The 13,130-nt window shown below is 68.7% G+C and carries 15 protein-coding genes; 8 read left to right on the forward strand and 7 right to left on the reverse strand.

Annotated features, from left to right (window positions below):
- Nucleotides 1-21: 21 nt before the first annotated feature.
- From thpR to ACRYA2_RS08200, 4 genes are read left to right on the forward strand one after another with little or no spacing between them, the layout of a single operon-like run.
- The gene (thpR, locus tag ACRYA2_RS08185) at nucleotides 22-576 is read left to right on the forward strand and encodes an RNA 2',3'-cyclic phosphodiesterase (RefSeq protein WP_433626340.1); all 555 of its coding nucleotides are present in this window, start codon (nucleotides 22-24) and stop codon (nucleotides 574-576) included.
- A 53-nt stretch (nucleotides 577-629) separates the two neighbouring features.
- Nucleotides 630-782, forward strand: coding sequence for a 50S ribosomal protein L39e (locus ACRYA2_RS08190; protein ID WP_113274757.1), 153 nt, complete (start codon nucleotides 630-632; stop codon nucleotides 780-782).
- Nucleotides 782-1,060, forward strand: a complete 279-nt coding sequence (locus ACRYA2_RS08195) for a 50S ribosomal protein L31e (protein WP_433626344.1) — start codon at nucleotides 782-784, stop codon at nucleotides 1,058-1,060. The genes ACRYA2_RS08190 and ACRYA2_RS08195 overlap by 1 nt, the downstream gene beginning before the upstream one ends.
- A 4-nt stretch (nucleotides 1,061-1,064) precedes the next feature.
- Complete coding sequence (locus ACRYA2_RS08200; RefSeq protein ID WP_433626346.1) at nucleotides 1,065-1,730, forward strand: translation initiation factor IF-6; 666 nt, start codon at nucleotides 1,065-1,067, stop codon at nucleotides 1,728-1,730.
- A 40-nt stretch (nucleotides 1,731-1,770) separates the two neighbouring features.
- On the opposite strand, the gene ACRYA2_RS08205 is transcribed toward ACRYA2_RS08200, so the two are convergent.
- The 3 genes from ACRYA2_RS08205 to ACRYA2_RS08215 form a co-directional block, all read right to left on the reverse strand.
- Nucleotides 1,771-2,787 (reverse strand): methyltransferase domain-containing protein, encoded by a 1,017-nt coding sequence (locus tag ACRYA2_RS08205; RefSeq protein ID WP_433626348.1) that lies wholly within the window; start codon nucleotides 2,785-2,787, stop codon nucleotides 1,771-1,773.
- Between the two features lie 38 nt (nucleotides 2,788-2,825).
- Nucleotides 2,826-3,842: an AAA family ATPase gene (locus tag ACRYA2_RS08210; RefSeq protein WP_433626351.1), complete on the reverse strand. Its 1,017-nt coding sequence runs from the start codon at nucleotides 3,840-3,842 to the stop codon at nucleotides 2,826-2,828.
- A gap of 264 nt (nucleotides 3,843-4,106) precedes the next feature.
- On the reverse strand, nucleotides 4,107-6,287 hold the full coding sequence (locus ACRYA2_RS08215) for a DUF7282 domain-containing protein (RefSeq protein ID WP_433626353.1): 2,181 nt from the start codon (nucleotides 6,285-6,287) through the stop codon (nucleotides 4,107-4,109).
- A 226-nt stretch (nucleotides 6,288-6,513) separates the two neighbouring features.
- On the opposite strand from ACRYA2_RS08215, the gene rnz reads away from it, so the two are divergent.
- The 3 genes from rnz to ACRYA2_RS08230 all read left to right on the forward strand — a co-directional run bounded on the left by rnz (nucleotide 6,514) and on the right by ACRYA2_RS08230 (nucleotide 9,529).
- Nucleotides 6,514-7,440, forward strand: a complete 927-nt coding sequence (gene rnz / locus ACRYA2_RS08220) for a ribonuclease Z (protein WP_433626356.1) — start codon at nucleotides 6,514-6,516, stop codon at nucleotides 7,438-7,440.
- A gap of 72 nt (nucleotides 7,441-7,512) precedes the next feature.
- Entirely contained in the window at nucleotides 7,513-8,073 is a 561-nt protein-coding gene (locus tag ACRYA2_RS08225) for a hypothetical protein (RefSeq protein WP_433626358.1), read from the forward strand.
- Nucleotides 8,074-8,236: 163 nt separating this feature from the next.
- On the forward strand, nucleotides 8,237-9,529 hold the full coding sequence (locus tag ACRYA2_RS08230; protein ID WP_433626361.1) for a glucose-6-phosphate isomerase: 1,293 nt from the start codon (nucleotides 8,237-8,239) through the stop codon (nucleotides 9,527-9,529).
- A gap of 19 nt (nucleotides 9,530-9,548) precedes the next feature.
- Here the strand turns inward: ACRYA2_RS08230 and pdxT are convergent, their stop codons facing one another.
- Complete coding sequence (gene pdxT / locus ACRYA2_RS08235) at nucleotides 9,549-10,139, reverse strand: pyridoxal 5'-phosphate synthase glutaminase subunit PdxT (protein ID WP_433626363.1); 591 nt, start codon at nucleotides 10,137-10,139, stop codon at nucleotides 9,549-9,551.
- Between the two features lie 36 nt (nucleotides 10,140-10,175).
- Nucleotides 10,176-10,340 carry a preprotein translocase subunit Sec61beta gene (locus ACRYA2_RS08240; protein WP_113274768.1) on the reverse strand — a complete coding sequence of 55 codons (165 nt, stop codon included), beginning with the start codon at nucleotides 10,338-10,340 and terminating at the stop codon, nucleotides 10,176-10,178.
- A gap of 87 nt (nucleotides 10,341-10,427) precedes the next feature.
- On the opposite strand from ACRYA2_RS08240, the gene trxA reads away from it, so the two are divergent.
- Nucleotides 10,428-10,826: a thioredoxin gene (gene trxA, locus ACRYA2_RS08245; RefSeq protein WP_433627094.1), complete on the forward strand. Its 399-nt coding sequence runs from the start codon at nucleotides 10,428-10,430 to the stop codon at nucleotides 10,824-10,826.
- Nucleotides 10,827-10,955: 129 nt separating this feature from the next.
- Here the strand turns inward: trxA and ACRYA2_RS08250 are convergent, their stop codons facing one another.
- Together ACRYA2_RS08250 and ACRYA2_RS08255 are read right to left on the reverse strand one after the other, a co-directional pair.
- Nucleotides 10,956-11,792: a phosphatase PAP2 family protein gene (locus tag ACRYA2_RS08250; RefSeq protein ID WP_433626366.1), complete on the reverse strand. Its 837-nt coding sequence runs from the start codon at nucleotides 11,790-11,792 to the stop codon at nucleotides 10,956-10,958.
- A 2-nt stretch (nucleotides 11,793-11,794) separates the two neighbouring features.
- Nucleotides 11,795-13,039: a YihY/virulence factor BrkB family protein gene (locus ACRYA2_RS08255; protein ID WP_433626369.1), complete on the reverse strand. Its 1,245-nt coding sequence runs from the start codon at nucleotides 13,037-13,039 to the stop codon at nucleotides 11,795-11,797.
- Nucleotides 13,040-13,130: the final 91 nt, after the last annotated feature.

A 13,130-nucleotide genomic window follows, 5' to 3' on the forward strand; every position in this document is an offset into this window, starting at 1 on the left:
CGGGGCACCCAACCGACGAGCATGCGACTGTTCGTCAGCATCGACCTCGCCGCCGACCTGACCGAGAGCGTCGCGGGCGTTCAAGAACGGTTCGCGGACGCCTCGGGGCTGAACTTCACCGACCCGGAACAGGCGCACGTCACGCTGAAGTTCCTCGGCGACACCGACCCGGACCGCGTCCCCGAGATAGCCGAGGCCATCGAGACCGCCGTCGACGACGTGGACTTCGGTCCGTTCGGGACGGAGTTCGGCGGACTGGGCGTCTTTCCGAGCCTGGAGTACATTAGCGTGCTCTGGCTCGGCGTCAGCGACGGTAGCGAGGAGATGACGCTGCTCCACGAGGCCGTCGAACCGCGGCTGTACGACCTCGGGTTCGACCCCGAGGAACACGACTTCACCCCGCACGTCACCCTCGCGCGCATGGAACACGCCGGCGGCAAGGAACTCGTCCAGGAGAACGTGCGCGAACTCGACCCGACCGTCGGCACGCAGCGCGTCGAGACGATTCGGCTGACCGAGAGCGAACTCACCGCAGACGGGCCGGAGTACTCGACCGTCGAGGCGTTCGACCTGTAGCGCGCTCTAAAAGGAACAAGATTTTATGCGACGGCGGGGAAGACCCTACCACTATGGGTAAGAAATCGAAGGCCAAGAAGAAACGACTGTCCAAGCTGGACCGTCAGAACAGCCGCGTTCCCGCGTGGGTCATCATGAAGACCGACCGCGACGTGATGCGAAACCCCAAGCGCCGTAGCTGGCGGCGCAGCAACACGGACGAATAATGAGCGCGAGCGACTTCGAGGAGCGCGTCGTGACGGTGCCGCTCCGGGACGTCAAGGCCGAAGCGAAGCACAAGCGCGCCGACAAGGCGATGACCATCGTTCGCGAGCACCTCGCTCAGCACTTCAAGGTCGACGAGGACGACGTGCGCCTCGACCCTTCGATCAACGAGGCCATCTGGTCGCAGGGTCGCAAGAACCCGCCGAGCAAGCTTCGCGTGCACGCGGCCCGCTTCGAGGAAGAGGGCGAAGCGGTCGTCGAAGCCGAATACGAAGAGTAGAGCGTTGCTTCGCGCCGCCTTCATCGGTTCGTCGTACGTCGGCGTCTTCGCTCGCAGCACTGACGAGTATCTCCTGATTCGTCCCGACCTCGACGACGACCTCGTCGCCGACGTGACCGACGAACTCGGCGTCGACGCCATCGAGACGACGGTCGGCGGTTCATCGACCGTCGGCGCGCTCGCCACCGGCAACGAGAACGGCCTGCTGGTCAGCAGTCGGGTCACCGACCGCGAGCGCGACCGCATCGAGAACGTGGTGGACGTGCCGGTCACCGGACTGCCGGGGCGCATCAACGCCGCCGGCAACGTCGTGCTGGCCAACGACAGCGGCGCGTACGTTCACCCGGACCTCTCCCGGGAGGCGGTCCAGACGGTCTCGGACGCGCTCGACGTGTCCGTCGAACGGGGCGAACTCGCGAGCGTCCGGACTGTCGGCACCGCGGCCGTCGCGACGAACTCGGGCGTGCTCTGTCACCCGAAGACGACCGACGACGAACTCGACGCGCTGGAAGCCGCCCTCGACGTGCCGGCCGACATCGGCACCATCAACTACGGCGCGCCGCTGGTCGGCTCCGGCCTCCTGGCCAACGCCCACGGCTACGTCGTCGGCCAGGACACCACGGGCCCGGAACTCGGCCGTATCGAGGACGCGCTCGGTTACATCGACTGACCCTTTCTCCGTCTCGACGACGAGCGCCATTGCGAGCGAACTACTCGTCCCCACCCTCGTCGCGTAGCGCCCGCGGCGTCTCGTCGGACTCGCGTTCGAGCACGACCACGTGCCGCGTCAGCGACCGGTGGACGCGGCGCTCGAACGCGTCGGTGACGGTCCAGCCGGCGTCGCGGGCCGCGTCCGCCCACGGTCGGTCCCCGACGACCACCGCGCGCGGCGCGACCCGGCGGGCTTCCGCGAGCGCGCCCGCCACGAGGTCGTCCAGTTCGAGGTTGGCTATCTTCGACTGGCGGCCGTAGGGGGCGTCGAAGACGACGCCGTCGACCGCGTCGTCGGGGAACGGGAGGTGGGTCGCGTCGCCCCGAACCGTGGCCCAGTCGGCGTCCGGGGCGTAGCGAGCGAGGTTCTCGGCCGCGCCGCGGGCCATCTTGCGCTGGGCGTCCACCCCGAGCGCTCCCGCGCCGACGAGCGCGGCCTCGACGAGCACGCCGCCGGTGCCGCACATCGGGTCGAGAACCGTCGCTCCGGGGCGCGCACCCGCCACGTTCGCCAGCGCCCGGGCGAGCAGCGGGTCCATGCTTCCCGGCTGGAAGAACGGGCGGTCGGTCGGCTTCCGGGTGCCGAAATCGCGACGGCTCTCGGCGACGAGCCAGCCGAGCAGGCAGGTATCGTCACTGTACAGTGCGCGGAGTTCGTGGTCGGGGTCGTCGAGGTCGACGGCGAAGCCGCGGTCGACGAGCACCTGACCGAGTTCGCGCTCGACGCGCTGGGTGTCGATGCCAGCGCTGTTGCGCACGTCGCGGGCGCGCACGGCGACCGTCCCCGTCCGGTCTATCGACGCGGCCTCCAGCAGCGCGCGGGCGCTCGCGGGGTCGGCGTCGGTCTCGCCGACCAGTTCGCTGGCCCGGTGGGTGTACGCCAGGTCCCGGACGCGGTCGGTGAGCGCCGTCGCTCGCGCGAGACCCGGTGCGACCACCGCCACGTCTGTCGCGGCGCTTTCGGCCTCGCGAGCTGCGAACGCGTCGTCTTCGCCGCCGAGTTCGAGTGCGTACATCTTTGGTGGGTCTCCGACCGTCTCTTCGACGACGCGTCTCAGTTCCCCGTCGCACCGAGCTCGGCGAGCATGTGCGAGACGTGGATGCGGCCGCTGGTGCCCTCGGTGAGGTCCATGTCGACCTCGCCCGCGAGACGGTACGCCTCGGCGAGTCGGTCGCCGGTGTAGCGGTTCGACCGCGAGATGACCTCGAGCATTTCTTCGAGCACCTCCTGGCCGCTGTACCCCTCGTCGATGAGCAGTTCGTCGAGCGTCTTGCGCGCGTCGGTGAACTCGCCGGCCTCGGCGTCTTCGAGCATCTCCTCGACGCGTCCGCGAACGCCGAACTCCCGGAGCACCTCGTAGGCGTCGGTCGTGACGGCGTCCTCCTGTTCGTACAGCAGTTGCGCGCCCAGGATGGCTTTCCGGAGGTCGCCCCGGGCGTAGCCCGCGACGAACTGCAGGCCCATGTCGTCGTACTCGACGCCCTCCGCCACCAGTATCGGTTCGAGCACGGAGACTATCTCGTCCTCGGTCGGCGCGCGCACGGCGACCGGGAAACAGCGCGACTTGATGGGCGGGATGAGCTTCGTCGGCTGGCGCGTCGTGACGACGAACTGCGTCGTCTCGTGGTACTGCTCCATCACGCGACGCAGCGCCTGCTGGAAGTCCTCGCGAATCGCCTCGGCGTTGTCGAGCACGACGGTCTTGTACGACCCCGAGACGGGCTGGTAGCTCGCCGACTCCTTGAGCACGTGGTTGATGAGGTCGGCCTTCGAGGAGTTGCGCCGTCGCTTGCTGTCGATGAAGGACGCGAATCGGGGGTCCTCGCTGATCTCCTTTTTCGTCATCCCGAAGAAGTCCGCGACGTTGATCTCCACGAGGTCGTTGTCCGGGTCGTCGTGCGCTTCGCGCGCCAGCGCCCGCACGGCGGCCGTCTTCCCGCTCCCGCTCGGGCCGTAGAGCACGAGGTTGAGCGGCTCCTCGACCGCCCGCTGGAGGTAGTCGCGCACCTCCGGCTGGGGCAACTCGGAGAGGTCCGGCGCGTGCGTCTCGGTCCACAGCGGCGCTTCCATTCTGCCCTGCTCTAGACAGCGGCCGGGTATGAATCGGTCGATTGCTGGCCGCCCGGACCTCCCCGGTCCGGACCTCCCGTGCGGTCGGCCGCGACCTCACGGCCGTTCGCCGACGGCGACGGTGGCCGGTTCGTCGACGCGAACGCCGACGGCTGGCTGAGGGGCGTCCGGTTGCTGGTCGGCTCGTCGTCGGTCGGTCGATGGACGAAAGAAGCAGAAATCGATGGTCGCCGGTTCGATGCCGAACTGCCTGGACGTGGCGTCTCAGGCTTCGGCGGTCGTCGTTTCCTCTGCGGCCGTCTCGTTGGCGACGGCCGTCGTCGTCTCTTCTGCGACCGGCGTGGTCGTCTCCGCTTCAACCGGCGTCGTCGTTTCTTCTTCGATTGGCGTCGTGGTCTCTTCTTCGACCGGGGTCGTCGTCTCTTCCTCGACCGGCGTTGTGGTCTCCGCCTCGACCGGGGTCGTGGTCTCTTCTTCGACCGGGGTCGTCGTCTCCGCTTCGGCCGGCGTGGTCGTCTCTTCCTCGGCCGGCGTGGTGGTTTCCTCTGCCGGCGTGGTCGTCTCGGCCGTCTGCAGCGTGATGGCCGCTATTGCGCCGAAGTTGCGCGTGTAGACGCCGTGCGTGTACGTACCGGGCGCAACGTCGCTGGTGTCGACCTCGTACGTTATCGACGTGCTCTCGCCCGGACCGAGCGTGACGTTCTTGCGCTGGATTACGTCACCATCGAGCCGGAAGTCAACCGGCTGGGTGAGCTCCTGGTCGGTCGGGTTGGTGACGGTCACGTTGACCATCAGCGTCTCGCCGACCGTGGCGTTCAGCGGCGCTTCGAGATCCATCACGTCGAGCGACGGCCCGAGGTCCGACACGTTCTCGACGCCCTCGGCGGGCGTCGGGGTCTCCTCTTCAGCCGGCGTAGTCGTCTCTTCCGCGGGCGTCGTCGTTTCTTCCTCGACCGGCGTGGTGGTTTCCTCTTCAGCCGGTGTCGTGGTTTCTTCTTCGACCGGTGTGGTGGTCTCTTCCTCGACCGGCGTCGTGGTTTCTTCTTCAACCGGCGTGGTAGTCTCCTCTTCTTCAACCGGCGTCGTGGTCTCTTCCTCGGCAGGCGTAGTGGTTTCCTCCTCGGCCGGCGTGGTCGTCTCGGCTCCCTCGACGCTCACCAGCGCAGGGTCGATGACGACCTGGTTGTCGACGACGTACGGGATGTCCTTCTGGCCGTCCGACTTCGAGAAGTCGTACACCTGGTTGCCGTTGGTGTCCAGGTGCGGCATGGCGATGAGGACCTGGCTCCGATCTATCGGCTCCTCCAGTCTCACCGTCACGTCCTCGTGGGTGCCGGGTTCGAGGTACTGGGACGCCCCGACGACGCTCCCGACCACGTTCCCGTCGAGCAGACTCCGGTCGTGGACGACGACGAAGCCGCCCTCGGACATGCTCACGGAGTCGACGGTGACGGTCTCACCGGACGTGGTCTGGTTCTCGAACGTGACGTTCGCCGACAGCCGCGAGACGTCCTGCGGCTGTTCGGGTGCGCCCGGCATCGCCGGCATCTGGACGTCTCGGGGCACCTCGAAGGTGAAGGTCACGTTCTCGACGGTGACGTCGGACAGCACGACGCGAACCGTCTCGATGTCGCTCGGTGCGTCGGTGTCAGCGTCCTCGGCCTGTTCTTGAGCGTCCTCGGCCTGCTCCTGGGCGTCCTCGGCGACCGCCTCTATTTCCTCCTGGTCGGTCCCGCTGACCGACTCCTCGACGGTACCGCCCATGAGGAGTTCGGTGAGGTTCACGTCGACCTGCTGGTCGCGCAGCGTCACGTCGCTGACCCGCACGGTGCGGTCTGGCTCGGTGCTGTCACCGATGATGAACGACCACTCGTCGATGTTCATCTCCTCGACCTGAAACACCAGCTCTTCGGTCGGCTGGGCTTCCTCGGTCGGGGCACCGACGGTGACGTCGGCCTGGTCGATCACCGCTTCGCCGGCCGACGTGTACGGACCGTCGACGTCTCCCCCGCCGATGACGAAGTCGTACACCTGGTTGTCGTTGGTGTCCAGGTGCGGCATGGCGATGAGCGACTGGCTCTCGTTGATGGGTTCGGCGAGCGTGACGGTGACGTTCTCGTGCGTGCCCGGTTCGAGATACACCGAGTTGCCGCGCACGCTGTCGATTACGTCGCCCTCGAGCAGGCTCTGGTCGTGGATGGCGACGAAGCCGCCCTCGGACATCGTCACCGACTCGATGACGATCTGCTCGCCGTCACTCCTCTGTTCGTTGATAGTAATGTTCGCTTCCGTCTGATCCGTCTCCTCTTCCTGTGTATTCAATAACTCTGTGCCTGTTGCCGCGTTGGTCGACGTCGCTGCCGCCAGCGATACGGCTGCTCCACTGGCGAACACGACGAGGACGACCATGACGGCGACGCTAACAGTTCTCGGGTCGCGTGTCATATCTCCCTCCTGAGCCGCACGATACCGAACGACGAGTCCCCGGATAAACGCGCCAGACCGTTCACGGGGACCCTCTTCGACGCCGACAGTTAGGCCGGACCTGCCGGCGGTCGCCCGTCCTCTAATCGCATCGTTAAGTTCGCGTTTCGACCGCGGTCCTCGTTCGCCGGAGCAGTCGCGGTTTCGAAGCCGGTTTAGCGGTCCAGCCCCCAACGTCGAACGACTGATGTCGATGCGCGTCACCTTCCTCGGAACCAGCGGGGCAGTGCCGACCACGAGGCGAAACCCGAGCGCCGTCTTCGTCAACCGCGAGGGCGACCGCCTGCTGTTCGACGCCGGGGAGGGAACCCAGCGCCAGATGATGCGCTTCGGCACCGGGTTCGCCGTCTCGGACGTCTTCGTCTCCCATCTCCACGGCGACCACGTCCTCGGGATTCCCGGTCTCGTCCAGACGATGGACTTCAACGAGCGCGAGGACCCCCTGACCATCCACGCTCCTCGCGGCACCGGCGACGACGTGAACGACCTGGTTCACGCCGCCGGCAACCGCCCGTCGTTCCCCGTCCGCGTCTCGGAGGTCGCGCCGGGCGAGACGGTCGTCCGCCGCGAGGAGTACGAGGTCCGGGCGTTCCGCACCGACCACGACGCCAGGGCCGTCGGCTACGCGCTGGTCGAGGACGACCGCAAGGGCCGATTCGACCGCGAGAGGGCCGAGGAACTCGGCGTTCCGGTCGGTCCGAAGTTCTCGAAGCTCCACGAGGGTGAGCCGGTCGAACTCGACGACGGCACGGTCGTCCGTCCCGAGCAGGTCGTCGGCGACCCCCGTCCCGGACGACGGTTCGTCTACACCGGCGACACCCGGCCCAGCGAGCAGGTCGTCGCCGCGGCGGAGGACGCCGACCTCCTCGTCCACGACGCCACGTTCGCCAGCGACCGCGCCGACCGCGCCGCCGACACTGCCCACTCCACCGCAGCCCAGGCCGGCGAAATCGCCCAGCGCGCCGGCGCTGTCCGACTCGCGCTCACCCACATCTCCTCCCGGTACGCCGGGGACGTCTCCGCACATCTGACGGAGGCCAGCGAGACCTTCGACGGCGAGGTGTTCGTCCCCGAGGACGGCGAGACGCGCGAGATTCCATATCCGGACGGTTGAGTCTGACCGGTCGTCCTCCGGACTCCTCGACCCGTGCTGAAGATTTTTGACGGTCGAGCGAGAGTCGATGGTATGCGTCCCCACTTCGCGCTCCTCGTCGCCGCCCTCTCCGGAGCGGTCGGTCTCGGCTACGCCGTCGGCGGCGTCGACGGCGCGGCCACCGCCGGCGTCGCCGTCGCACTCGGCGTCGGCATCGTCGTCGGCTTCCTGCTCGTCGCCAGCGCCCTCGGCGCGACGGTCGACGACTCCGCGCCGTGGCCCGCCGTCCCGGTCGCGGCGGTCCTCCTCGCTGCACTCGCCGCGCCCGAGTACCTCCCTGCGGCGGACGGGCTGGCGTCGTTCGAACGCCTCGCAGCCGCGTTTCTCGCCGGCGGTCTCCTGCTGGGGGTCGCCGGCGGCGACGCGCGTCGGGGCCTGTGGTTCGGCATCGTCGCCGGCGGGGTGGCGGGCGTGGGATACGTCTTCGTCGCGGTCCACCAGTCGTTCGCGACGCGGCCCGAACTCTGGCTGTTCGTCCTCGTCGCGAGCGTCGTCGCGCCCGCCGTCGGTAGCGCGCTCGCCGGTGCCGGCGGCGCGCTGGGTGGGGCGCTCGGTAGCTCGTTCGACCGCGCCGACGGCGTCGCCGACCGCTGACTCGCGCTCGCCGCCCGAGCGGTCCGGCTTCCGGGACGCCGGGACCGCCGCTTCTCTCAGTCGCCGATTCGCGACGACCGCTCTGTCACCGATTCGACGGCAGGGACCCGCTTCGAACGTCGAAGTGGATGGCTTTTTCACCGGGGATACCGCCGGTTCGAGCATGCGCGTAGACCTCGGCAACGCCTTGGACGACGTCGCCTCGCCCGGTGTCGCCCGCGCGGAGTTGGAAACGCTCGACGAACGGGTCGCGGACGCCCACGAGCGCATCGCGGACGGCCGGGCGAACGACGAGCACGGCTACGCCGCGCTGAACCTTCCCGAAACGGCCGACGCGGACGAGATACGGTCGGCGGTCGAACCGTTCGCGGACGCCGACGCCGTCCTGACGGTCGGCATCGGCGGGAGCGCGCTCGGCGCGGCCACGCTCGCCGACGCGCTCGACTCGGACGTCGACGCCTACTTCCTCGACAACGTCGACCCCGAGCACGTCGCGGGGCTCCTCGACGACCTCCCCCTGTCCGACACCGCGGTCAACGTCGTCTCGCGCTCCGGAACGACCGCGGAGACGCTGGCGAACTTCCTCGTCGTCCGCGACGCGATGGACGCCGCGGGCGTGGACTGGACCGACCGAACCTTCGTCACGACCGGCGAATCGGGCAACCTCCGGGACCTCGCCGACCGCCACGACCTGCCCGCGCTCGACGTGCCCGAGGGCGTGCCGGGACGGTTCTCGGCGCTGTCGACCGTCGGGCTGGCCTGCGCCGCCATCCAGGGACACGACCTGGACGCCATCCTCGCGGGAGCGGGCGACGCGGCCGACGGCCTCTCCGGGTCGCTGTTCGAGTCGCCGGCGTACGCCTACGGTGCGGCCTGCTACGCGCTCGACGAGCGCGGGGCGAGCGTCAACGCGATGATGCCGTACGCCGAGTCGCTGGAGACGTTCGCGGAGTGGTTCGCCCAGCTCTGGGCCGAGAGCCTCGGCAAGGACGGCGTCGGCCAGACGCCGACCCGCGCCCTCGGCGCGACCGACCAGCACTCCCAGCTCCAGCTCTACCGCGCCGGCCCGCGCGACAAGATGGTGTCGTTCGTCCGCCCGACCGAGCGCGAGGACTGCGAGATTCCCGAGACGGACCTGCCCGGCCTGGAGTACCTCGGGGGGTCGTCGCTCGGCGAACTGCTGGACGCGGAGTTCGAGTCGACGGAGGCGAGCCTCGCGGCGGCCGGCCGGCCGAACGTCCGCGTCGAGATAGAGCGCGTCGACGAGCGCGGCCTCGGCGAACTGCTGTACAACATGGAGGCGGCCTGCGTCCTCACGGGCGAACTGTACGGCGTCGAGACGTTCGTCCAGCCGGCGGTCGAGTGGGGCAAGCGCGCGGCCCGCGGCCTGCTCGGCGGCGGCGACTTCGAGGAAGCCGCGGCCGTCGACGAGAAGACGACGCTGACCGTCGAGTAGAACGCGGGCGGGGACCCGACTACTTCCGCTCGTCGGGGAAGAAGGCGAGGTCGTGGAGGCGGTCGTCGTCGGTGAGTTCCGGGTGGAAGGAGAGGCCGACGACGGGGCCGTCCCGGACGGCGACCGGGTGGTCGTCCCACGACGCCAGCACGTCCGCCTCGCCCACGTCGGCGATGCGCGGCGCGCGGATGAACACCGCCGGGAACGGGTCGTCGAGTCCGTTCACGTCGAGCGGCGCTTCGAAGCTGTCCTTCTGGCGGCCGAACGCGTTGCGCTCGACGGTCGCGTCGACGAGGTCGAGCGTCTCGACGCGCTCGTCGCCGGCGTCCGTCGCGGCGACGATGAGGCCGGCGCAGGTCGCGAGCACCGGCTTTCCATCGGCGACGTGGTCGCGTATCTCGGGCGCGATGCCCTCGGAGTGGAGGAGTCGCGAGATGGTCGTCGACTCGCCGCCCGGGAGCGACAGGAGGTCGCAGTCGGGGACGACGCCGGACTGACGTATCTCGACGACCGTCACGTCGCGGCCGCGGGCGTCGGCGGCCCGACGGACGGCGTCGGCGTGTTCGCTGACGTCGCCCTGGACCGCGACGACGCCGGCTGTGAGACTCATGGGCGTGTTACGAAGCGGGCGGAAAAAAGGGCCTCGCTACAGCGCGAGGAAGTTCAGGACGATGATCAGGACGCCGAAGAAGACGCCAAACGCGACGATCGACTTGGGGTCGATGCGGATGGCGTTTCGGTCTTCGGCGTCGAAATATCGGACGAGTCCGGCGCTGGACATCAGTCCGCCGGAGTTCTGGCCACTGCTCATACCTCGGGGTCCGTCTCCGTCAGGTGTAAAGGTTTCGCCACGACTGCGACGGTGACGACCGGCGACGGTTCGCCGTCCGGCCACCCGGTGTCTTTTTTCTCGCCGGATTCGGGTCGACGAATCGGTTCGCCGGCAGCGCGGCGGTTCCGGTCGCGGCAAGCCACGGGGAGTGGGAAACCCTTATGCGCGGGACAGACTAATGTCCAGGAAGAGACCATGACTGTGAGGCTACTGGACTTCTACGCGGACTGGTGTGGCCCGTGCAAGACGCAGGACCCCATCCTGGAGGACTTAGAAGAGGACTGGGGCGACAGCGTCGAGTTCGAGAAGGTCGACGTGGACGAGCATCAGGACGTGGCGAACGAGTACCAGGTCCGCTCGATTCCGACCATCGTCATCGAGGACGACGAGGGCGTCGTCGAGCGCTTCGTCGGCGTCACCCAGCGCGAGGACCTCGAAGGCGTCCTCGAAGAGGCTGGCGCGTAACCCGACCGCCGACTCGTCGGGCCGAGAGCCGGACCACCGACGGCAGTTCACCGTTTTCTGCGAGGGAATCCGTTGTGACACCGGGGAGCGACCCGCTCGCTCGGGTCGTCCGCACCGCGGCGCGTCGATTCAGCGCGTGACGCGTCCGACGACGGAGGGGTACGCCAGGATACCGCCCTGGGCGACGCCGTTGATGACGAACACCGCGGCGAGCGGGAGCGGCCACCGGAGACCGACGTACGACAGCGCGCCGAGGACGGCCAGACCGACGACGGCGGCGACGTACCCGACGTTCCCTTCCGGGCGGCCGTCGAGCGCGCGCCACGCCGCCAGCGCGCCGACGGCACCTCCGAACGCGGCGACCGAATCGATACTCGGCGCGGCGGCGGTGCCGAAGTCGCCGCCGAGGCTCGTGACGACGACGGCCGAGGCGGCGACGACGGTCGCGACCGCGAACATCGGCAGCGGCCGCCAGTCGACGACTTCGACGACGAAGGCGAGGTAGACGAGGCCGACGACGAGGCCGACGACGACGTCGACCGCGAAGTGGACGCCGATGGCGAGTCGGGAGAACCCCACGAGCGCGACGACGACCGTCGCGACGGTGACGCGTATGCGGTGGTGCGCGCGCTCGATGGAGAGCGCCAGCAGCCCCCAGACGACCGTCGACCCGATGGCGTGACCGCTCGGGAAGCCGTAGCCCGACGCGTGGGCGAACCTGAGCGCCTCGCCCGGTCGCGGGCGAGCGAACACCCCTTTCAGCGTCAGCGTCAGGGCGAGCGCGCCGACCGTCGCCCCGATGACGAACCCCCAGCGTCTGCGTCGGTCGCCGAACCAGTACAGCACCGCGAGGACGACGAAGAAGAACCACGCGTCGCCGAGTTGCGTCAGCACCGAGAACGCCTCGCGGACGACGGTCGGTAGCAGTTCGCTGAGCCATTCGGTAACGCCCCACCCGCGGCTCATGGTTACGACCGCCAGTCCTCGACGCGGCCGACGACCCGTCCCGGGACGCCGAGTGCGTTCACGCCGAAGCCGACCAGCAGCATCAGCGCGTACAGTCCGAGCGTCGACAGCCAGACGACGACCATTCCCGCGATGGCCCAGCCGCCGTCGAGCCAGCGGAACGCGCCGAGCGTCATCAACGTCCCGTACAGCAACACGAGATACGGCCCCCATCCGCGGGCGTGGCCGCGGCGCATCCGGCTACGGACGTACTGTTTGAGCTCCGATTCTAGCTGTGGCTTCTCGACCGTTCTCTCGTCGACGTCGCGCTCGAAATCCTCGAGTTCCGACTGGACCTGTCGCAGGTCGTCGCGCAGTTGGAGGATATCCGGCGCTGATTGATCAGTATCGTCGGTCATGTGGTCCCCTCGGTCTTCCTGCTGTCTTTTCTTGGCGTCCGCCGCGTCTTTAGTTTTCCTGAACGACTTACGCCTCGCGAGGACGACGTTCACCACCACGCCGAGCAACAGGAGGATGCCGCCGAAGTACAGGAGCGTCACGAGCAACAGCGCGCCGCCGAGCACGCCGTAGACCGCGAACTGCCCCGCCTGCTCGAAGTACGCCTGGAAGCCGGCCTGGAGGACGGTCCAGCCCACCGTCGCTACCAGCGCGCCGGGCAGCGCCTCCCGGAGCGAGACGCCGGCGTCGGGGAAGACGTAGTACAGCGGAAGGAAGACGGGAAGGAGCGAGAACAGGAGCACGACCGACGCCACGAGGCCGGCGAACGGCACCCACGCGAACGTCGACAGCAGCGCCTCGACGGCGACTATCGCGCCGACGGCGGCGCCGATTATCGCCAGCACGGTCACCGCGTCGACGACGGTCTCGACGAAACTGTCGTCGTCGTGAGTGTCGTAGACCCGCGAGAACGCCTCGTCCAGGCCCCGGAACACCTTCAGCGTGCTCCACAGGAGGACGGTCGACCCGACGACCGTCGCGCCGCCTCGCCCCGACCGGTCGCGAATCACGTCTCCGACGATCTCCGCGGCGGCGGGGCTGAGAGACCCCTGGAGTGCCGCCTGGACCTCGGCGGCGAGCGCCTCGCCGCCGAAGAAGGAGGCGGCAGCGACCGCCAGCAGCAGTGCCGGGATGATGGAGACGAACGCGTAGTAGGCGATACTGGCCGCGAGAAACGTTATCTGCTGGGCGCGCGCCTCGGCGACGATGTCGCGCACCGTAGTCGCAAATCCGCCATATGCCGTCGTCACGGTCTTCGTTTCGTCGGAACCTACAAAAACTCCGCCACTGTTGGGACCGAACCGCGGACACCGTCCCGTTTTTGGTCGTGCAGCGCCGACG

Source organism: Halomicrococcus pelagicus (assembly GCF_050954125.1).